Annotated in this window: 17 protein-coding genes and 1 riboswitch; of the genes, 3 read left to right on the forward strand and 14 right to left on the reverse strand. The window is 75.4% G+C overall.

Annotation, left to right across the window (positions count from 1 at the left end; genetic code table 11):
* Window positions 1-83: 83 nt before the first annotated feature.
* The 4 genes from K304_RS0103420 to ribD are packed head-to-tail and all read right to left on the reverse strand — an operon-like array spanning window position 84 to window position 3,770.
* Window positions 84-1,391, reverse strand: a complete 1,308-nt coding sequence (locus K304_RS0103420; protein ID WP_027762598.1) for a bifunctional 3,4-dihydroxy-2-butanone-4-phosphate synthase/GTP cyclohydrolase II — start codon at window positions 1,389-1,391, stop codon at window positions 84-86.
* Entirely contained in the window at window positions 1,388-2,047 is a 660-nt protein-coding gene (locus tag K304_RS0103425) for a nicotinamide mononucleotide transporter family protein (protein WP_027762599.1), read from the reverse strand. The genes K304_RS0103420 and K304_RS0103425 overlap by 4 nt, the downstream gene beginning before the upstream one ends.
* Window positions 2,044-2,673, reverse strand: coding sequence for a riboflavin synthase (locus K304_RS0103430; protein ID WP_027762600.1), 630 nt, complete (start codon window positions 2,671-2,673; stop codon window positions 2,044-2,046). Before K304_RS0103430 ends, K304_RS0103425 begins: the two co-directional genes overlap by 4 nt.
* Before the next feature lie 14 nt (window positions 2,674-2,687).
* Window positions 2,688-3,770 carry a bifunctional diaminohydroxyphosphoribosylaminopyrimidine deaminase/5-amino-6-(5-phosphoribosylamino)uracil reductase RibD gene (gene ribD / locus K304_RS0103435; protein ID WP_037789241.1) on the reverse strand — a complete coding sequence of 361 codons (1,083 nt, stop codon included), beginning with the start codon at window positions 3,768-3,770 and terminating at the stop codon, window positions 2,688-2,690.
* Window positions 3,771-3,959: 189 nt separating this feature from the next.
* Window positions 3,960-4,090, reverse strand: a riboswitch (FMN riboswitch).
* A 207-nt stretch (window positions 4,091-4,297) separates the two neighbouring features.
* Here ribD and K304_RS27105 point away from each other — a divergent pair.
* Together K304_RS27105 and K304_RS33870 are read left to right on the forward strand one after the other, a co-directional pair.
* On the forward strand, window positions 4,298-5,587 hold the full coding sequence (locus K304_RS27105) for an MFS transporter (protein ID WP_078528461.1): 1,290 nt from the start codon (window positions 4,298-4,300) through the stop codon (window positions 5,585-5,587).
* Window positions 5,588-5,660: 73 nt separating this feature from the next.
* Entirely contained in the window at window positions 5,661-5,792 is a 132-nt protein-coding gene (locus K304_RS33870; protein ID WP_486591563.1) for a hypothetical protein, read from the forward strand.
* A 115-nt stretch (window positions 5,793-5,907) separates the two neighbouring features.
* On the opposite strand, the gene K304_RS0103450 is transcribed toward K304_RS33870, so the two are convergent.
* The 9 genes from K304_RS0103450 to fmt form a co-directional block, all read right to left on the reverse strand.
* Window positions 5,908-7,626, reverse strand: a complete 1,719-nt coding sequence (locus K304_RS0103450; protein ID WP_027762602.1) for an FAD-dependent oxidoreductase — start codon at window positions 7,624-7,626, stop codon at window positions 5,908-5,910.
* Window positions 7,623-8,453, reverse strand: coding sequence for a carbon-nitrogen hydrolase family protein (locus K304_RS27110; protein ID WP_051307835.1), 831 nt, complete (start codon window positions 8,451-8,453; stop codon window positions 7,623-7,625). The genes K304_RS0103450 and K304_RS27110 overlap by 4 nt, the downstream gene beginning before the upstream one ends.
* Before the next feature lie 191 nt (window positions 8,454-8,644).
* The gene (locus K304_RS0103460) at window positions 8,645-9,094 is read right to left on the reverse strand and encodes an Lrp/AsnC family transcriptional regulator (protein ID WP_027762603.1); all 450 of its coding nucleotides are present in this window, start codon (window positions 9,092-9,094) and stop codon (window positions 8,645-8,647) included.
* 134 nt (window positions 9,095-9,228) lie between these two features.
* Window positions 9,229-9,966: a class I SAM-dependent methyltransferase gene (locus tag K304_RS27115; RefSeq protein WP_078528464.1), complete on the reverse strand. Its 738-nt coding sequence runs from the start codon at window positions 9,964-9,966 to the stop codon at window positions 9,229-9,231.
* A 137-nt stretch (window positions 9,967-10,103) separates the two neighbouring features.
* Window positions 10,104-11,549, reverse strand: coding sequence for a GuaB1 family IMP dehydrogenase-related protein (locus K304_RS0103470; protein ID WP_037789170.1), 1,446 nt, complete (start codon window positions 11,547-11,549; stop codon window positions 10,104-10,106).
* 118 nt (window positions 11,550-11,667) lie between these two features.
* Complete coding sequence (locus tag K304_RS0103475) at window positions 11,668-12,675, reverse strand: sugar-binding domain-containing protein (RefSeq protein WP_027762605.1); 1,008 nt, start codon at window positions 12,673-12,675, stop codon at window positions 11,668-11,670.
* A gap of 176 nt (window positions 12,676-12,851) precedes the next feature.
* On the reverse strand, window positions 12,852-13,526 hold the full coding sequence (rpe, locus tag K304_RS0103480) for a ribulose-phosphate 3-epimerase (protein ID WP_027762606.1): 675 nt from the start codon (window positions 13,524-13,526) through the stop codon (window positions 12,852-12,854).
* 69 nt (window positions 13,527-13,595) lie between these two features.
* Window positions 13,596-15,011 (reverse strand): transcription antitermination factor NusB, encoded by a 1,416-nt coding sequence (locus tag K304_RS0103485; RefSeq protein WP_027762607.1) that lies wholly within the window; start codon window positions 15,009-15,011, stop codon window positions 13,596-13,598.
* A gap of 61 nt (window positions 15,012-15,072) precedes the next feature.
* Complete coding sequence (gene fmt / locus K304_RS0103490) at window positions 15,073-16,005, reverse strand: methionyl-tRNA formyltransferase (RefSeq protein ID WP_027762608.1); 933 nt, start codon at window positions 16,003-16,005, stop codon at window positions 15,073-15,075.
* A gap of 228 nt (window positions 16,006-16,233) precedes the next feature.
* Between fmt and K304_RS0103495 the strand changes: the two genes are divergently transcribed.
* The gene (locus K304_RS0103495; protein ID WP_027762609.1) at window positions 16,234-16,830 is read left to right on the forward strand and encodes a hypothetical protein; all 597 of its coding nucleotides are present in this window, start codon (window positions 16,234-16,236) and stop codon (window positions 16,828-16,830) included.
* Between the two features lie 144 nt (window positions 16,831-16,974).
* Here the strand turns inward: K304_RS0103495 and K304_RS0103500 are convergent, their stop codons facing one another.
* On the reverse strand, window positions 16,975-19,116 hold the full coding sequence (locus K304_RS0103500; RefSeq protein ID WP_027762610.1) for a primosomal protein N': 2,142 nt from the start codon (window positions 19,114-19,116) through the stop codon (window positions 16,975-16,977).
* Window positions 19,117-19,206: the final 90 nt, after the last annotated feature.

Here is a 19,206-nt window from a genome sequence, read left to right on the forward strand (position 1 = left end):
GGTCGGGTGGGGGGGGACGGTCGGGTGGGGGGGGACGGTCGGCGGGGACGGTCCGTAGGGTCGGCGGCCGGGGGACGGCCGGGTCACTGGTTGCCGCAGGCGGAGACCGGCTCGGCGTCCAGCCAGGGCAGTTCGTGTCCCATCCGGTCGCGCTTGGTGCGCAGGTAGCGGATGTTGTGCTCGCCGGCGGTGACGGCCATGGGTTCGCGTCCGGTGACGCGGAGGCCGTGCTCGACCATGGCGGCGGTCTTCTCCGGGTTGTTGGTCATCAGCCGCAGTGAACGTACGCCGAGGTCGGCGAGGATCTGCGCGGCCGCCCCGTAGTCGCGGGCGTCGGCGGGCAGGCCGAGCTCCAGGTTGGCGTCCAGGGTGTCGCGGCCGCGTTCCTGCAGTTCGTAGGCGCGCAGCTTGGACATCAGGCCGATGCCGCGGCCCTCGTGGCCGCGCAGGTACAGCACGACGCCGCGCCCCTCCGCCTGCACCCGGTCCAGGGACGCCTGGAGCTGCGGGCCGCAGTCGCAGCGCTGGGACCCGAAGACGTCGCCGGTGAGGCATTCGGAGTGGACACGCACCAGCACGTCCTGGCCGCCGAGGGCGGCCGGGTCCCCCGCGACCAGGGCGATGTGCTCGACGCCGTCGGCGGTGGAGCGGTAGCCGTGGGCGCGGAAGTCCCCGTAGCGGGTGGGCAGGCGGGTGGCGGCCTCCCGCCGCACGGTGGGCTCCTGGGCCCGGCGGTGAGCGATGAGGGCCTCGATGGAGATGAGGGACAGTCCGTGCTTGCGGGCGAACGGCACGAGTTCGGGGAGGCGCAGCATCGCGCCGTCCTCGCCCGCGATCTCGACGATCGCCGCGGCGGGCCGCAGCCCGGCCAGGCGGGCCAGGTCGACGCCGGCCTCGGTGTGCCCGGCGCGTGTGAGGACGCCGCCGGGCTTGGCGCGCAGCGGGAAGACGTGCCCCGGCCGGACGAAGTCGCCGGCCGCGGCGCCGGGGTCGGCGAGCAGCCGGATGGTGGCGGCCCGGTCGGCGGCGGAGATGCCGGTGGTGACGCCGTGGCCGGGGCCGGCGTCCACGGACACGGTGAAGGCGGTGCCCATGGACTCGGTGTTGTGGGCCACCATCTGCGGCATGGCGAGCCGGTCGAGGTCGGTCTCCTCCATGGGCGTGCAGATCAGGCCGCGGCACTCGCTCATCATGAAGGCGACGATCTCGGGGGTGATCGTCTCGGCGGCGACGATCAGGTCGCCCTCGTTCTCCCGGTCCTCGTCGTCGACGACGACCACCGGGCGGCCGGCGGCGATGTCGGCGACGGCCTGCGCGACGGGGTCGAGGGCGAGCGGGCGGTCGCCCGGCCCGTCGGGGAGGTCGGCGTAGAGGTTCCGCAGTGCGGTCATGACAGCGCTCCTTCGAGGGCGGTCGGCCGGGCGGTGGCGGTGCGGGAACGCAGCCACCAGGCGCGCAGGCCCCACAGGACGAGGCCGAGGTAGAGGACGTAGACCAGGCCGGAGAAGGCCAGGCCGCTGCTGAAGGCCAGGGGCACGCCCACCAGGTCGACCAGCAGCCAGGCGAACCAGAACTCGACCAGGCCGCGGGCCTGGGCGACCATCGCGGTGAGGGTGCCGACGAAGATGTAGGCGTCCGGCCAGGGGTTCCACGAGAGGTGGGGGACGAGGGTGAACAGCCCGCCGACGGCCAGGGTTCCGGCCGCGGTGCCGGCGGCGAGGACCCCGCGTTCGCGCCAGGTGGCGAACCGGACGGCCACGGAACCGTCCTGGGCCTGACGGTTGCCGCGCGTCCACTGCCGCCAGCCCCACACGGCGACGGAGATGACGATCAGCTGCTTTCCCACACCCCCGGCGAGGTCGGCGCCGTGGTAGGCGACGACGAGGACCAGGCCGGAGAGCAGCTGCGCCGGCCAGGTGAGGACGTTGCGGCGCCAGCCGAGGGCGAGCGCCGCCAGACCGATCGTGTTGCCCAGCATGTCGGACCAGATGACCTGCTGGCCGAGGGCGGTGAACGCCACGTCGCCGAGCCAGTCCAGGGCGCTCACCGTGCGGCCTCCGCGGTGGGTCCGGCGAGGGGGGTGACACCGGCGGCGAGGAGCCGCTCGACGTACTTGGCGAGGACGTCGACCTCGAGGTTGACGGGATCGCCGGGCTGCTTGTGGCCCAGGGTGGTCAGGGCCAGCGTGGTCGGGATGAGGCTGACGGTGAGGAAGTCCTCGCCTGCCTCGACGACGGTCAGCGAGACGCCGTCGACGGTGATGGAGCCCTTCTCCACGACGTAGCGGGCGAGTCCGCCGGGGATGCCGACCCGCACGATCTCCCAGTGCTCGGCGGGCGTGCGCGCCAGGAGGGTGCCGGTGCCGTCGACGTGGCCCTGGACGAGGTGCCCGCCGAGGCGGCCGCCGAGGGCCGTGGGCCGTTCGAGGTTGACGCGGGACCCGGCGGTCAGCGCGCCGAGGCTGGAGCGCTGCAGCGTCTCGGCCATCACGTCGGCGGTGAACTCGCCGTCGGCGGTGTCCACGACGGTGAGGCAGACGCCGTTGACGGCGATGGAGTCGCCGTGCCGGGCGCCCTCGGTGACGAGCGGTCCGCGCAGCCGGAAGCGGGCGGCGTCCTGCCGTTCCTCGACCGTGACGACTTCGCCGAGTTCCTCGACGATTCCGGTGAACATGTCGGCGGGCTCCTTCAGGGTCGGCCGGCTGCGGCTGCGGCGGGGACGGGCACGGCGGTGATGCGGAGGTCGGGGCCGAGGTGCGCGGTGCCGGTCACGTGCAGCCGCAACGCCTCGGTGAGAGTGGTGATTCCGCCGCCGGCGAGGGCGGGCGGGCCGTCGCCGAGGAGGACGGGGGCGAGGTAGCCGACGACCCGGTCGACGGCTCCTGCGGCGAGGAACGCCCCGGCGAGGGTGGGTCCGCCTTCCAGCAGAACGGAGCGCACGCCGCGCGCGTGCAGGGCGGTGAGCAGGGGCCGCAGGGCGAGGCCGTGGCCGTCCTCGCCTCGCGGGAGGCGCAGGACGTCGGTCTCCCCGGGTAGGTGGCCGGTACCGGCGTCCTCGGCGACGGCGACGAGGGTGGGCGCGGCGCCGTCCAGGACGCGGGCGCCGGCCGTGAGGGTGGCCTCGGTGTCGAGGACGACGCGCAGCGGCTGGACGGCGCCTTCGATGCCGCGGACGGCGAGGTGCGGGTCGTCGGCGCGCAGGGTGCCGGAGCCGACGACCACGGCGTCGGACTCGGCCCGCAGCCGGTGCACGTCGGCGCGGGCGGCGGCGGAGGTGATCCAGCGGCTGGTGCCGTCGGCGGCGGCGCTGCGGCCGTCGAGGGTGGCGGCGTACTTCCAGGTCACGTGCGGTGTGCCGCGGCGTACGGCGGTGAGCCAGGCGGCGTTGACCTCCCCGGCCTCCTCGCCGAGCAGCCCGGAGACGACGTCGACGCCGGCGGCGCGCAGCGTCGCGGCTCCGCCCGCCGCACCGTCGGTGGGGTCGGGCACGGCGTAGACCACGCGGGCGACGCGGGCGTCGAGGAGGGCGCGGGTGCAGGGGCCGGTGCGTCCGGTGTGGTCGCAGGGCTCGAGGGTGACCACGGCGGTACCGCCGGCCGCGTCGTCGCCGGCCTCGGCGAGGGCGTGGATCTCGGCGTGCGGGCCGCCGGCGCGCTGGTGCCATCCTTCGCCGACGGTGCGGCCGTCGCGGTCGAGTACGACGCAGCCGACGACCGGGTTGGGGCTGGTGGAGCCCAGGCCGCGGGCGGCGAGCGCGACGGCGCGGCGCATGGCGGACTGCTCTGCGGATCCCGCGGGGTGGCCGGCCACCGGTCCTCCTGCCTCATCGGGCACGGACTCCGGGGCGGGTGAGGACCACGGACGGACGGGTGACCGGTGCAAGCGCGCCGGTCACGGGGTGCCGGCGTCTCCCCGAACGGGAGCGCGGCGCGCCGCTGCGGCGGGTACCGGCCTCGTCCGCCGCGCACTGCCTCCCATCCGGACTTTCACCGTCGGTCCAGGAGTTTCACCTGGTCAACCGGCCGCTGGCTGCGGCCGGGTCGCGGACTGTAACCGCCGGTTCGGACTTTCACCGACCCCGGAGTGCGCTGACGTCACTGGTACGCCTTCAGTCTGCCACGCGACGACGCGGTCCATGCGGGTGACCCCTGTGGAGTGACTCACAACGCTCCGCGGCCGGGCCTTCACAGGACCCGACGCCCCGTGGGCGGTCCGCGGGCTTGCGGCGGGCGCGGGGACGGCTCGTAGCGTGGGTCCGGTCGGGTGGGACGGCAGGGCGGGACGGCGGACGGGGAGCGATGACCCGGGACGAGGAACGGATCGGCGGCGGGCGGGAGACCCGTTCGGCGCGGCGGGCCGTGGCGGTGGTGTTCGCGGTGCACGGGACGGCCAGCGGCACGTTCGCCACCCGCATCCCGTGGATGCGCGAGCACCTCGGCCTGAGCCCCGGATGGCTGGGCGTGGCGCTGGTGTGCGTGACGCTGGGGGCGTCGGCGGCGATGCCGCTGTCGGCGTTCCTGGAGCACCGGCTGGGGCCGCGGGCGACGTTGCGCGGCACGTCGCTGGCGTGCTGCGCGGGCCTGGCGCTGCCGCCCTTGATGCCGGGACTGGGGTGGCTGTGCGGGGCGCTGTTCCTGTTCGGCTGCGGGCTGGGCCTGATGGACGTGGCGATGAACGCGCAGGGCGTGTACGTGGAGGAGCGCTACGGGCGTTCGGTGCTGTCGTCGCTGCACGGCATGTGGAGCGTGGGCGGTCTGGCGGGCGGCGCGCTGGGGGTGCTGGCCGCGCACGGCGGCCTGCCGGCGACGCTGCACCTGGCCCTCGTGGCGCCCGCGTTGTGCGGGGTGGCGGTGGTGGCCTGCCGGTGGGTGCTGGACGTGCGGCCGGACGCCGTGGCGGCGGAACCGGAGCCGCCGCGGTTCGCGCTGCCCACCCGGGGCGCGCTGGCGGTCGGGCTGGTGGGGTTCTGCGCGGTGTTCGCCGAGGGCGCGTCGATGGACTGGTCGGGCATCTACCTGCGGGACGTCACCGGCGCGTCGCCCGGCCTGGCGGCCACCGCCTACACGGCGTTCGCCTGCACCATGGCGGTCGCCCGGCTGGCGGGCGACGCGACGGTGGAACGGTTCGGGGCGGTGCGCACGGTGCGTGCGGGCGGGGTGCTGGCGACGCTCGGCGGAGTGCTGGTGGTGACCGCGGAGGCGCCCGCGTCCGCCGTGGCCGGTTACGCGCTGATCGGGGTGGGCATCGCGGTGGTGGTGCCGCTGTGCTTCTCGGCCGCCGGGCGGACCTCGGAGGGCTCCGCGGGGCGGGCCGTCGCCGGCGTGGCGACGCTGGCCTACGCGTCGGGCCTGGCCGCTCCGGCAGCGGTGGGCTGGGTGGCCGAAGCCACTTCGCTGCCGGTGTCCTTCGGCCTGGTCACCGTGCTGGCGTCCGGTCTGGTGCTGGGGGCGGGCGTGCTGCGGCCCGCTCCGCGCACCTCCGGACCGGCCGCCGTCCCGCCGGGCGGTGCGGACGGCGGGACCGGGACCGCCGGGCGCGGCGCGGGGAAGTCGGCCGATGACGGCGGTACGGGAGACCGGGGGGCGTAAGGGCGGTCCCGCGTCGGGGGCACGCCGGGCCGGACACCGGTGCGGCACGGTGCGCCCCGGCGACGCCGGCCCCATGGCATGGGTCGAGGAGCCGCCGCTGCGGGACGCGGGAGCGGTGGCGGACGTCGTACGGCGGATACGTGCGGTCGGCGCGGGCGTGCCCGCGCGGGACGGCGTGGCGGTCTTCACCGCGCGGGGCGGTTGACCCACGCCCGTGACCCGCGTCCGCGCGCGGACGGCGTCCGGGCGGGCGTGGAGCGCTCGGGCCCGGCACGGGCGGCCGGGCCCCGGCGCTCGTCCTCTCGTGAGGGACGGCGGGGTCAGTCTTCGGGCAGTTCCACCGGGGCGATCTCGTCGTAGACGTCGCCCGGTCCCGGGTTCGACGGGTCGGTGGAGCCGCCGAACTGGTGCATCACGCCCCAGACGGCGTTCAGCGCGGTGTGCACGGCGCCCTCCGCCCAGCCGGCGGTCCAGGAGATGTCGTCTCCGGCAAGGAACAGGCCGCGCTTGTCCTCGGGCAGCCGGTCCTGCATGAAGTGCGTGAACAGGCGCCGCTGGTAGCGGTAGTGGCCGGGCAGGTTGGCCTTGAACGCCCCCATGAAGTAGGGCTCGTTCTCCCAGGAGACGGTCACCGGGTCGCCGATGATGTGCCTGCGGATGTCGACCTTGGGATAGATCTCCCGCAGCGACTTCAGCATCACCTCGAGGCGCTCCTCGGGGCTGAGCGGCAGCCACTTGAGGCTGTCGTCGCACCAGGTGTAGGAGAGGCAGATGACCGCGGGCCGGTCCGGGCCGTCGTCGAGCAGGTAGGTGCCGCGGGTCATGCGGTCGGTGAGCGTCATCGACATCACGTCCCGGCCGGTCTGCTCGTCGGTGTCGAGCCAGAACGGCCGGTCGACGGGGACGAACAGCTTGGAGGACTCCATGTAGTGGGTGCGCTCGACGGCGGTCCAGTGGTCGATGGGCAGCAGCGTGTCGTCGCAGTCGATCTTGGCGAGCATCATCCAGGACTGCGCGGTGAAGACCGCCGCCCGGTAGGTGCGGATGCGGCCGTCGGCGTCGGTGATCGTGACGCGGTTGCCGGCCGTGCGGTGCATGCGGGTCACGGCGGGACGCGGGCGGCCGCCGTCGTGCAGCGAGGCCAGCGAAGTGCCGTGCTGCCAGTGCACGATCTTCGCGGGCTCCCGCTCCCACAGCCTCTCCGGGAGCTGCTGGGAGCCGCCGACGATGCCGCGGTGGTCGTCGTCGGCGCCGGTGTAGACGACCCGGAGGATCTCCAGGATGGAGTTGGGGAAGTCGGTGTCCCAGCCGCCGGTGCCGAAGCCGACCTGGCCGAAGATCTCCCGGTGCCGGAAGGAGGAGAAGGCCTTCGCGTCGCACAGGAAGCCGTAGAAGGTCTGGTTGTCGAGCTTCTCGACCAGCCGTGCCCAGATCTCGCGGATGCGCGGCACGTCGCGCTCGCGGATTGCGTACTGCATGTCGGAGAAGTCGGCGCCCTCCTCCAGGCAGGCGTTCCAGGCGTCCATGACCTGGTGGTAGACCTCGGGCAGGTCGTCGAGGGTGCGGGCGTAGTGGGACTCGCCCTTGAGGTCGACGACCGTGGACGGGGTGTTTGGCGCGAGGGGGTTCGGGAACGGCGTGGTCTCCAGGCCGGTCAGGTCGACGTAGTGGCGGAAGGCGGTGGAGGACGGCGGGAAGCGCATGGCGCCCATCTCCGCCGTGAGGTCGCCCTCGCAGCCCTCGAAGCGGTCGGTGCGCAGCCGTCCGCCGAGCCGGTCGGCCTCGTACACGACGGGCCGGAGGCCCATCTTCATCAGCTCGTAGGCGGCGACGAGGCCGGACAGGCCGCCGCCGACCACGGCGACCTCGGTGCCGTGCTCGGTGGCGGGCACCGAGCCGATCCCCGCCGGGTGGGCGAGGAAGTCGTCGTAGGCGAAGGGGAAGTCCGGGCCGAACATGGTGAGCGGCCGGCCGGCCTGTGCGGTGGCGTCCGGGTCGTGGTGGTCGTCGTGGGCGGCGGTGGGCACCATGGACGTCATCGGAGCGGTTCTCCTTGCGGGTCGTGCGGGTGGCGCGGGCTGTACAGGTCGGAGCGGCGGTCGGCGAGGTAGGGGTTGCGCGCGCGGGATGCGGCGAGGAGGGCGGGATCCGCGTCGCCGAGGACGAGTTCGCCGCCTGCTCCGGCGCGGGCGCGGACGGCACCGTCGGGGGCGGCCAGGCAGCTGAGGCCGGCGAAGTCGAAGTCCCCCTCGGGGCCGCAGCGGTCGGCGTAGGCGATGTAGAGCTGGTTCTCCCAGGCGCGGGCGGGCAGCAGGGTCTGCGCGACGAACTCGTAGGGCCGCATCAGCGCGGTGGGCACGAGGAGCAGGTCGGTGCCGGCCAGCGCGTGGGCGCGTACGGTCTCCGCGAACTCGACGTCGTAGCAGATCAGGAGGCCGAGCCGGAGGCCGTCCAGCTCCGCCTGGACGACGAGGGTGTCGCCGGGGGTGAAATGGGCGGTCTCGTAGCCGCCGTAGAGGTGTGTCTTGCGGTAGTGGGCCAGCGGTTCGCCGTTGGGGCCGATCAGCTGCACGGCATTGTGGACGGCCCTTCCGGCGCGTTCCGGGTAGCCGTAGGCGACGGCGAGGCCGTGCCGCGCGGCGATGCGCGCGACGGCGTGGGCGCCGGGCCCGTCGGCCTCCTCGGCCAGGTCCGTGACGCGGTCGCCGAGTGCGTAGCCGGTCAGGTACAGCTCGGAGGCGACCAGGAGCCTCGCGCCCGCGTCGGCGGCCCGGCCCGCGGCGTCGTCGAGGGCCCCGAGGGTGACGTCGGTGGAGGCGGGTACGCCGCCCGGCCCCTGGAGCAGCGCGGTGCGCAGCGGCGTCATGGAACCCCTGACCTGGTCGTACGGGATGCGAGCGGACACATCGACGGTACGGTCGGGCGGGGACGGCCGACAAGACGACTCCGTTGCGGGCCGACGGGCGGTTCGTTGCGTCTTCGGCCCCTGCTGCGGCGATTCGTTGTGCGTGGGCGGCGTGCCGGAGCGTGGGGGCGCCGGTCAGGTGGGGGCGCCGGTCAGGTGGGGGCGCCGGAGCCGTAGCGGCGGAGCAGTGGGGAGAGCACCAGGACCGACTTGGTGCGTTCCACGAAGGGCTCGGAGGCGATGCGTTCGAGCACCGCTTCGAAGTGCCGCATGTCGGCGGCGAAGACCTGCACGACGGCGTCGGCGTCGCCGGTGACGGTGGAGGCGGCGACGACCTCGGGGTAGCGGGTGAGGGCGCGGCGGATGTCCTGGGGCCCGGTGTTGGACCGGCAGTACATCTCGATGAAGCCCTCCGTCTCCCAGCCGAGCGCCGAGGGGTCCACGCGCACCGTGAACCCGGTGATCGCGCCGTCCTCGCGGAGCCTGTCCACGCGGCGTTTGACCGCGGGAGCGGACAGGCCGACCTCGGCGCCGATGTCGGCGTAGGAGCGGCGGGCGTCCTCCGCGAGGACGCGGACGATGCGTTCGTCGAGTTCGTTCAGGTGTCGCACTGCGGGTGGTTCACTCTTCTTCTGCGCTTGCGGTGGCCGGACGGCAGCGGCGCACGCCGTAACCGCAGTAGACCACAGGGCCGCCCGCCCGCCGGGCCCGGCGAACCGGCCGGGCGGGCGGGCGTTCACCGCGGCAGGGCCCGGGCCCAGGTGCGGTCGTCGGTGAGGTAGGCGTCCAGGGTGAGGCCGGCCCGGTGCAGCGCCTGGGCGAAGTCGGCCTCGTGCAGGTCGTGGGAGACGAAGGTCTGGCTCCACGCGGCGTCCTCGAAGGCGTACTCCATGCGGGTGCGTTTGGCGCCGCCCTCGGCTGGTTCACGGAGCGCGATCCGCACGGTCATGCCGTCGTGCTCCCACTCCTCCCCCGTGGTGCGGGTGCGGTGCCATTCGCCCTCGCGCTGGACGAGGACGGCCCCGCCGGGGGCGAGGTGGTGCGCGCAGGTGCGCAGCAGCGCGTCGCGCAGCGTGTCGTCGGCGGTGTTGATGAGGAAGGACGCGAGGAGCACGACGTCGAAGCGTTCCTCCAGCCGCAGGTCCTCGATGGTGGAGCGGACGGTGGGGGCGCCGTCGATCTGCGCCAGCATCTCGGCGGACTCGTCGACGGCCGTGACGCGGAATCCCTTCTCGCGCAGCGGGCGGGTGAGGCGGCCGGCGCCGGAGCCGAGTTCGAGGAGGGTCGCGCCGCTCGGGGCGGCGGCGGCGACGATCTCCGGCTCGTCACCGGCCGGGAGGCGTGCGTAGAGGCTGACGGAGCACCCGTCGGGGGTGATGTGGCCGGGGCCGGTGCCCCGGTGGTGGCGTGCGCGGTAGGTGACGCCGTGGGGTGCGGGGGCTGCGTGTGCCGCGGGGGCCGTCTCGTCGCTCATGCCCGCATTCCAGCAAGGAGAGGGGAGCGGGAAAAGGGATTCGCACGGATCCGAATGTTCCCGCCGCGGCTCTGTGCCCTGTTCGCGGGACCGGCCGCGACCCGGCCGCCGCGGGGGTGCCCCGCGGCGGGAACGGGTCACCAGCTGGCGTGCAGTGGCTTGCCCTCGGCGTAGCCCGCGGCGCTCTGAACGCCGACGACGGCCTTCTCGGCGAACTCCTCGAGGGAAGCGGCGCCGGCGTAGGTGCAGGCGGACCGGACTCCGGCGATGATCGCGTCGATGAGGTCCTCCACGCCGGGCCGGACGGGGTCGATGAACATCCGGGAGGTGGAGATGCCCTCCTCGAACAGGCCCTTGCGGGCGCGGTCGTAGGCGGACTCCTCGCTGGTGCGGTTGCGCACCGCGCGCGCGGACGCCATGCCGAACGACTCCTTGTACAGCCGCCCGTCGGAGCTCTGCTGCAAATCGCCCGGCGACTCGTGGGTGCCGGCGAACCAGGAGCCGATCATCACGTTCGACGCACCGGCGGCCAGCGCCATGGCGACGTCGCGGGGGTGGCGCACGCCGCCGTCCGCCCAGACGTGCTTGCCGTGCCGCCGGGCTTCGGCGGCGCACTCCAGCACGGCGGAGAACTGCGGACGTCCGACGCCGGTCATCATGCGGGTGGTGCACATCGCGCCGGGGCCCACACCGACCTTGACGATGTCGGCGCCGGCCTGGATCAGGTCGCGTACGCCGTCGGCGGCCACCACGTTCCCGGCGACGACCGGGACCTGCGGGTCGAGGGCGCGGACGGCCTTCAGCGCGTCGAGCATGCGCTCCTGGTGCCCGTGCGCGGTGTCCACGACGAGGGTGTCGACCCCCGCGTCGAGCAGCCGCCGCGCGCGGTCCGCGACGTCGCCGTTGATACCGACGGCGGCGGCGACGCGCAGCCGTCCGGCGTCGTCGGTGGCCGGGGTGTAGAGGGTGGCGCGCAGCGCGCCCTTGCGGCTGAGGATGCCGACGAGGCGGCCGTCGCCGTCGACCGCGGGGGCGAGCTTGCGGTGGGCCCCGTCCAGGCGGTTGAAGGCCTCGCCCGGGTCCAGCCCGGCGTCGATGACCAGCAGGTCGCGGGACATGACCTCGGAGAGCTGGGTGAAGCGGTCGACGCCGGACAGGTCGGACTCGGTGACGATCCCGACCGGCCGCCCCTCGTGCACGACCACCCCGGCGCCGTGGGCCCGCTTGGGCAGCAGGGCGAGGGCGTCGGCGACGGTCTGCTGGGGGGCGAGGGTGATCGGGGTGTCGAGCACCAGGTGGCGCCGCTTGACCCAGGAGGTCACCTCGGCGACCACGTCGAGCGGGATGTCCTGCGGGATGACGGTGAGGCCGCCGCGGCGGGCCGTCGTCTCGGCCATCCGGCGCCCCGCGATCGCCGTCATGTTGGCCACGACGAGCGGGATGGTGGTGCCGGTGCCGTCCGGGGTGGACAGGTCCACGCCCTGGCGGGAGCCGACGGCACTGCGGCTGGGAACCATGAAGACGTCGTCGTAGGTGAGGTCGTACGACGGACGCTGATCATTCAGAAAACGCACGTACCTCATTCTCCCATGTCAGGGGGCGGAAGGGGGACGGAGAAAGCCCCAGGGCGCGGCACGGCGGCTCGTGCGATCGTACGAGTCGGCGCGGGAGGCGTTCGCGGGAGCCGTTCACGGGGCCTGTTCAGAGACCGTCGGGGTCGGCCCGGTCCAGGGCGGGGCGCGGCGGCAGCGGGGTGCCGTCCTGGAGCAGGTGGTCGGCGGCCGCGGTGTCGGTGACGAGGCTGGTGACCAGGCCGGAGCGCAGCACCGCGCCGATGGCGTCGGCCTTGCGCTGGCCTCCCGCGATGGCGACGACCTCGGGGATGCGCCGCAGCCGGTCGGCCTCCACGGTGATGCACCGCTCCCCCAGGTCGCGTCCGATGCGGCGGCCCTGGGCGTCGAAGAGGTGCGCGGACATCTCGGCGGCGACGCCGAGGGAGGAGTAGTGGGCGCGCTCGGAGTCGCTGAGCATGTCGTGCACGGTGGAGACGCCCGGCTCCCACGAGCCGATGGACACGGCGGCGACGGTCACCTTGTCGAAGTACTCGAACGCGCGGGAGATGCCGGTCTGGCTGCGCAGCGCGGCGGCGGTCGCGGAGTCGGGCAGCAGCATGGGCGCGTAGAGGGGATGCGCCTCTCCGCCGGCGACCTCGGCGGCCCGCCGTACCGCCTCGACCGAGCCCCGGTCGGCCGTGCCCGCGTCGTAGACCCCGGTGAGCTGGACGACGGTGCACGGTGGCAGCTGCCGGAGGGCGGCCGCCATGTGGATGGTGGACCGGCCCCACGCCAGGCCGAGCACGTCGCCGTCGGTGACCAGTTCGCCGAGCAGGTCGGCGGCGACCTCGCCGAGGTTCTCGGGGTCGGCCCCGGCCTCTTCCGCGGCGGTGTCGGCTCCCTCGGTGGGCGACTCGACGACGACGGCGTGACGCAGCCCGTAGCGGGCCCGCAACGCGTCCGAGCGCTCGGCGTCCAGCTCGGCCGGGACACGGATCTCGATGCGTACCAGGTCGCGCTCCAGCGCCGTCTCCAGAACGCGCGCCACCTTGAAGCGGCTGACGCCGAACTCGTCGGCGATCTGGATCTTGGACTTCCCCTCCAGGTAGAAGCGGCGTGCGATGGCCGCCGCCTGCATCAGCTCGGCGGGTCCCATTCTTGTGGCCCGACCCGTCGACACCGCACTCACCTCACTGTTCTGCCGTACCTGCGCGTTCGCGCCGCGTGTTCATCCTCGCAGATGCGGCGCCGTGTGGGGCCCTGCGGGCTCGTCGATCACGGGTGTGCGGTACATGCACCACATCCCCGCGGGAGGGCTTGCGTGCCGGGGCGTCAGTGGGCGCAGGTCCGGGACGCGGTCTCCTCCGCCTGCGCGCGGAGCGACCGGACGGCCGCGGCCGGGTCGTCGGCACCGTAGACGGCGGAGCCGGCGACGAAGACGTCGGCTCCGGCCTCGGCGCAGCGCTCGATGGTCTCGGCGGACACGCCGCCGTCCACCTGGAGCCACATCTGCAGGCCGTGCCGCTCGATCAGCCGCCGGGTGCGGCGGATCTTGGGCAGCATGACGTCGAGGAACGCCTGCCCGCCGAAGCCGGGCTCGACGGTCATGACCAGCAGCATGTCCAGTTCGGGCAGCAGGTCCTCGTACGGCTCGACGGGGGTGGCCGGCCTGAGCGCCATCGCCGCGCGGGCGCCCTGCGCGCGGATCTGGCGGGCGAGCCGCACCGGGGCGGCGGCGGCCTCCGCGTGGAAGGTGACCGATCCCGCACCGGCCTCCACGTACTGCGGCGCCCAGCGGTCCGGGTCCTCGATCATCAGGTGGCAGTCCAGCGGGGTGTCCGTCGCCTTCCGCAGCGACTCCACCACGGGCACGCCGAGCGTGAGGTTGGGGACGAAGTGGTTGTCCATCACGTCGACGTGCAGCCAGTCCGCGCCCTCGACCGCCCTCGCCTCGTCGGCGAGGCGGGCGAAGTCGGCCGACAGGATGCTCGGGTTGATCTGTGCCATGCCCCCAGTATCCCGGTCCCGGGGGCCGGTTCGCGGGCGGGTCTGCGCGCGGTCCGCCGGGGGCGCCGGTCAGCCGGTGCGGCGCAGCAGCGCCAGGTACATGGCGTCGGTGTGGTGCAGGTGCGGCCACAACTGCACGTCGGGGCCGTCGCCGAGACCGGGCATGTCGGGCAGCAGCGGGCGGGCGTCGAGGAGTTCGGCGCCCCCGGTGTGCTTGAGGACGTCGTCGACGACGGCACGGGTCTCGGCCGGATGCGGGGAGCAGGTGGCGTAGCCGACGACCCCGCCCGGGCGGGTGGCCTTCAGCGCCTGCTCCAGCAGGCCGCGCTGGAGGGGGGCGAAGCCCGCCAGGTCCTCGGGACGGCGGCGCCAGCGGGCCTCGGGGCGGCGGCGCAGCGCTCCGAGGCCGGTGCAGGGCACGTCGACCAGGACCCGGTCGAAGGTGCCCTCCCGCCAGGGCGGGCGGGTGCCGTCGGCGGTGAGGACCTGGTAGGGGCCCGGGTTGCCGCGCAACGCGCGGGCGACCAGGCGCGCGCGGTGGTGCTGCCGTTCGCCGGCTGTCAGGGTGGCGCCGCGCCGTGCGGCGAGCGCGGCGAGCAGCGCGGCCTTGCCGCCGGGGCCCGCGCAGGCGTCCAGCCAGACGGCGTCCGGGCCGTCGTCGAGGGGGGCGGCGGCCAGGGCGAGGGCGACCAGCTGGCTGCCCTCGTCCTGCACGCCGGCGCGGCCGTCCTGCACGGTCTCCAGGATGCCGGGGTCACCGCCCTCGCTCAGCCGGACCGCGTACGGCGACCAGCGGCCGGGGACCGCGTCGGGGACGGTGGCCAGCAGTTCTTCCGAGGTGGTGCGGCCGGGACGGGCGACGAGGGTGACCTCGGGGCGCTCGTTGTCCGCGGCGAGCAGTTCCTCCATGCCGCTGCGGCCGCCGCCGAGGGCGTCCCACAGCGCGGACACGACCCACCGGGGGTGGGAGTGGCGGATGCCGAGGTGTTCCTCGGCATCGTCGTCGTACGGCGGGGCGACGCGGTCCAGCCAGCCGTCCAGGTCGTCGGCGGCGATGCGGCGGAGCACGGCGTTCACGAACTTGGCGCGGCCGTCGCCGAGGACGACGCGGGCGAGTTCGACGGTGGCGCTGACGGCGGCGTGGGTGGGGATGCGGGTGCCGAGGAGCTGGTGGGCGCCGAGGGAGAGCACGTCCAGGACGGGCGGGTCGACGTCGCGCAGCGGCCGGTCGACGCATTCGGCGATGATCGCGTCGTAGGTGCCCTGGTGGCGGAGCGTGCCGTAGACGAGTTCGGTGGCCAGCGCCGCGTCGCGGGCGTCGAGGTCGCCCGCGGTGCGGGCCTTGCGGAGCAGCGGGGGGAGAACGAGGTTGGCGTAGGCGTCGCGTTCGTCGACGGCGCGCAGGGCCTCGTAGGCGAGGAGGCGGACGGGGTCCCTGCGGGGGCGGCGGTACGGCTTGGCGGGGCGGCGCGGCCTGTTGCTCACGGTGGGAAGGTGCTCCGGGTGCGGTGTGGTGGGGCGGTGCGTCCAGGGTAGCCGCGGCGTGTCAGACGCCGAGCGTCTCGCCGGGCTGGATGCGCACGCCGCGGGCCCAGTCCGCGGCCTGCATCGGCTTCTTGCCCTGCGGCTGCACCCACAGCAGCCGCACCGCGTGCGACCCGGTGCCGGCGTGGACGGCCTTCTTGCCCGCGACGAGTTCGCCGGGCGCCGCCTCCGTGTGGTCGGGGGCGAGTTCCGCGGTGCGCACCTTCAGCCGTTCGCCGCGGAAGGTCGTCCAGGCGCCGGGGGCGGGGGCGCAGCCGCGGACCACGCGGTCCACGCGCAGCGCGGGCGCCGTCCAGTCGATGCGGGCGTCCTCCACGGTGATCTTCGGGGCGAAGCTGACGCCGTCCGCCGGCTGCGGAGCGGCGTCCAGGGTGCCGTCCTCGATGCCGTCCATAGTGGCGGCGAGGAGGCCGGCGCCGGCGAAGGCGAGGCGGGTGAGGAGGTCGCCGCTGGTGTCGGTGGGGCGGAGACGTTCGGTGAGCACGCCGTAGACCGGCCCGGAGTCGAGGCTCTCCTCGATGAGGAACGTGGACGCGCCGGTCATGTCGTCGCCGGCGAGCACGGCGTGCTGCACGGGGGCGGCGCCGCGCCACGCGGGCAGCAGCGAGAAGTGCAGGTTGACCCAGCCGTGCCGGGGGATGTCCAGGGCGGCGCGGGGCAGCAGGGCGCCGTAGGCGACGACGGGGCAGCAGTCGGGCGCGATCTCGGCGAGACGTGCGAGGAAGGCGGGGTCGCGGGGCCGCTCCGGGCGGAGCACCTCGATCTCCGCCTCGCGGGCGCGCTGCGCGACGGGGCTGGCCACCATGTGCCGGCCGCGGCCGGCGGGCGCGTCCGGGCGGGTGACGACGGCGACGACCTCGTGCCGGTCGGACGCGAGCAGGGCGTCCAGGGCGGGTACGGCGACCTCGGGTGTTCCGGCGAAGACGAGCCTCATCGGTGGGTGGTGACCTCTCGCAGCGGTGGTACGGCGCCGACGAGTCTACGGTGCGTGACGCCGGGCGGGGGGCGCGCGGTGGGGCGAGCGACTCGTACGGGCGCTTGTGCGCCCCCGGGGCGTGACTGATCCGGGCGTTGCCGCGTTGGTCAAAGCAGATTGACCTCACGAGGCCGCCGCGGTGGCCTCGTCGTACCTTCCCGTCACGCCGGCTCGAGAGGCTTCTTCATGGCCGACCACGCAACCCACGACGCCCAGGCGCGGGCCAGCCTGCACCTGCTGGTCCGGGACATCGAGCGGGTCCGCAGGCAGGTGGACGCGCTGCGCACGCTCACCGCGCAGCTCGGCAACGTCTACCGTCCCCGCCGTACCGGCCCGTCGACCGGTTTCGTCGTCTACGGACGGGCCCCGGCGCCGACCGTGCGGCTCGCCCAGGAACTGCGCGACAGCGTCGAGACCCTGGTGACGGCGGCCGTCGACTTCGACCGTTCACTGGGCTTCTCCTGGGACGCGGTGGGCTCGGCGCTCGGCGTCACCAAGCAGGCGGTGCACCGCCGTTACGGTGCGCGGCGCAGCACCGGCAACCCCGGCAGCCCCGGCAGCACAGCCGCGCAGCAGCAGGTGCCGCCGGGGCCGGGCCCGGAAGAGACCGCGGGCACGTCGGCGGGCCGGCGGCCCGTGGCCCCCGTGGCGCCGGCCGCCGCGGGACGCGCGCCGGCGACGCCCGGGGCCGTGCCCGCCGCCCGCTCGGTGCCCGTGCCGCCCGTGCGGCCGGTGCGCCCGGAGACCCGGCCCGGGGTGTTCCCGGGCCCTCGCAACGGCTGACCCCTCCGCAGCCGTCGCACCGCCCGGCGCCTCCGGCCCTCCCCCGGCCGGGGCGCCGGGCGGCCGTGTGCCCGGGGCGTGCCGCGGTGCGGCTCTCGGCCCTGCCCGGCGGGAAGGCGTCCGGAACCGGTCGCCGGGCGGCCGTCAGCCGATGTCGGGCGGGTCGATGCGGAGCCGCACGGCCGGCCCCTCGCGCCGGGCCAGCCGCAGCGCCTGGGTCTGCTTCAGCGCGGCCGCCAGGGCCGCGCCGTCGCCGGGCGGGACCCGGATCAGCGCCCGCTCCCACTGTTCGCCGGGCGGGGGCTCGCCGGTACGGCGGGGCCGGCCGGCCGGGACGACCGGCAGCGGCACCGGTCCCAGTACCTCCGCTCGTTCCGGCAGCCCGGCCTGGGCGAGGAACGCGGCGACGCCGTCGGCGGGACCGCTGACCGCCGCCATCCGGGAGACCGGGGGGAAGCCGAGTTCGGCGCGTTCGGCGAGTTCGCGGACCGCGTGCCCGGCCGGGTCCCAGCGCAGCAGTGCCTGCACCGGGCGCAGCGTCGGCTCGGCGACGACCAGGACGCTGCCGCCCTCGTCCCCCGGACGGACCAGCGCCGCCGCCGACAGCCAGCGGCGCAGCGCCTCCTCGTCGGCCCGCAGGTCGGGCCGGCCCAGCAGGGCCCAGCCGTCGAGCAGCAGCGCCGCCGCGTAGCCCGCGCCCGCGGCGGGCGGTTCGGCGCCGGGCGTGGAGACGACGAGGGCCGGCCGGTCCGGGACGGAGTCCAGGATGTGGTCGCGGCCGGAGGTCCGGACGGGCACGGCGGGGAACGCCCTGCCCAGTTCCTCCGCCGTGCGGCGCGTCCCGAAGACCGAGCCGCGCAGCCGGGTGCCTCCGCACTCCGGGCAGGCCCAGCCGGGGGACCCGGCGGCGCACCAGGCGCAGCGCAGCGTCTCCTCCGCTCCGGTGGCTTCCAGCGGTCCGTGGCAGCGGGTGCAGCGTGCGGGGGTACGGCAGCGGACGCAGGACATCCGTGGGACGTAGCCGCGACGGGGCACCTGGACCAGGACGGGCCCCACCTCCAGCGCGTCGCGCACGGTCCGCCAGGCGATGCTGGGCAGCCGGGCGGCGCGGGCGGCGGGGTCGAGGGCCTCGTCGCCGTCGCCGACGGTGCGGACGGCGGGGGCGGCGGCGCGGACCGTGGCGCGGTCGGCGGTCAGCGGGCGGGCCCAGCCGCTGTCGACGAGCTGGGCGGCCTCGACGGTGCAGCCGTGGGCGCCGAGCAGGAAGCCGGCCTGCTCGTGGGCCGCGCGCAGCAGCAGTACCTCGCGGGCGTGCGGCTGGGGTGCGTGGTCGTCGCTGTGGGCCGGGTCGGCGTCGTCCCAGAGTGCGGCCAGGCCGAGGTCCCGGACGGGGGCGAACATCGCGGCGCGGGTGCCGACGACGGCGCGCACGGAGCCGCGGGAGACGGCGAGCCAGCGGCGGTAGCGGGCCTCCGGGCCGGCGTCGGCGGTGAGCATGACGTGGTGGCCGGGGCCGAGCAGCGCGGTGAGCGCCTCGTCCGCGCGGGCGGCGCTGCGGCCGTCGGGCAGGACCGCGAGGGCTCCCCGGCCGCCGGACAGCGTGGCGGCGACGGCCCGGGCCAGTTCGTCCGGCCAGCCGGGCCCGGGCAGCGCGGTCCACACCGCGCGGGGTGCCGCGCCCCGGGCGAGGGCGTCGAGGAAGCCGGCCCCCCGGAGGTAGCGTGCCCAGCCCTCCGGCCGCGGCGCGGGCGGAGGGGGCTGGGGAGGCGGTGACGCCGCCTTCTCGGCGCGGGCCATCCGGGGCGGAACGGCGAGCTGCACCACGTCGGCGAGCGAACCGGCGTACCGGTCGGCGACGGTCCGGCACAGGGCGAGCAGGCCGGGAGTGAGCACCGGCTCGGGCGACAGCACCTGCGCGAGAGGGGCCAGGGTGCCGGGGTAGTCGCTCTCCTCGACGCGGTCGACGATGAAGCCGCCGGTGAGGCGGCCGCCCTCGCGCCGGCCCTGCTTCTCCCCCGCTCCGAAGCGGACCCGGACGCGGACGCCGGGGACGGCCTCGTCGTCCATCGCGGCGGGGACCGCGTAGTCGAAGTAGCGGTCGAGGTGGACCAGGCCCTTGTCGACGAGGACGCGGGCGACGGGACGCTCGGGCGCCAGGGCGGCGCCGCGCCAGGTGCGCGGCCGGGCGCGGGGCTCCCGGCTGCGGCGGACGGTGTCGCGGAGCAGGGCGAGCTGCTCCGGCGGCCGCGCCGCGGAGTCGCCGTCGGTGTCGTCGTCGCTGCTCACGGTTTCCTTGCTACCAGACGGCTCGGACATCGGACATCACGGCTGCCGGACCGGGGGAACCGTGCGCCGCGGCGGCGGCGCCCGGTCCGG

It is taken from the genome of Streptomyces sp. CNS606 (genome assembly GCF_000426325.1).

Coding starts and splice junctions, on each gene's coding strand:
- K304_RS0103420 (WP_027762598.1), bottom strand. CDS start 1,391: ATGACCGCACTGCGGAACCTCTACGCCGACCTCCCCGACGGGCCGGGC.
- K304_RS0103430 (WP_027762600.1), bottom strand. CDS start 2,673: ATGTTCACCGGAATCGTCGAGGAACTCGGCGAAGTCGTCACGGTCGAG.
- ribD (WP_037789241.1), bottom strand. CDS start 3,770: ATGCGCCGCGCCGTCGCGCTCGCCGCCCGCGGCCTGGGCTCCACCAGC.
- K304_RS27105 (WP_078528461.1), top strand. CDS start 4,298: ATGACCCGGGACGAGGAACGGATCGGCGGCGGGCGGGAGACCCGTTCG.
- K304_RS33870 (WP_486591563.1), top strand. CDS start 5,661: ATGGCATGGGTCGAGGAGCCGCCGCTGCGGGACGCGGGAGCGGTGGCG.
- K304_RS0103450 (WP_027762602.1), bottom strand. CDS start 7,626: ATGACGTCCATGGTGCCCACCGCCGCCCACGACGACCACCACGACCCG.
- K304_RS27110 (WP_051307835.1), bottom strand. CDS start 8,453: ATGACGCCGCTGCGCACCGCGCTGCTCCAGGGGCCGGGCGGCGTACCC.
- K304_RS27115 (WP_078528464.1), bottom strand. CDS start 9,966: ATGAGCGACGAGACGGCCCCCGCGGCACACGCAGCCCCCGCACCCCAC.
- K304_RS0103470 (WP_037789170.1), bottom strand. CDS start 11,549: ATGAGGTACGTGCGTTTTCTGAATGATCAGCGTCCGTCGTACGACCTC.
- K304_RS0103475 (WP_027762605.1), bottom strand. CDS start 12,675: ATGGGACCCGCCGAGCTGATGCAGGCGGCGGCCATCGCACGCCGCTTC.
- rpe (WP_027762606.1), bottom strand. CDS start 13,526: ATGGCACAGATCAACCCGAGCATCCTGTCGGCCGACTTCGCCCGCCTC.
- fmt (WP_027762608.1), bottom strand. CDS start 16,005: ATGAGGCTCGTCTTCGCCGGAACACCCGAGGTCGCCGTACCCGCCCTG.
- K304_RS0103495 (WP_027762609.1), top strand. CDS start 16,234: ATGGCCGACCACGCAACCCACGACGCCCAGGCGCGGGCCAGCCTGCAC.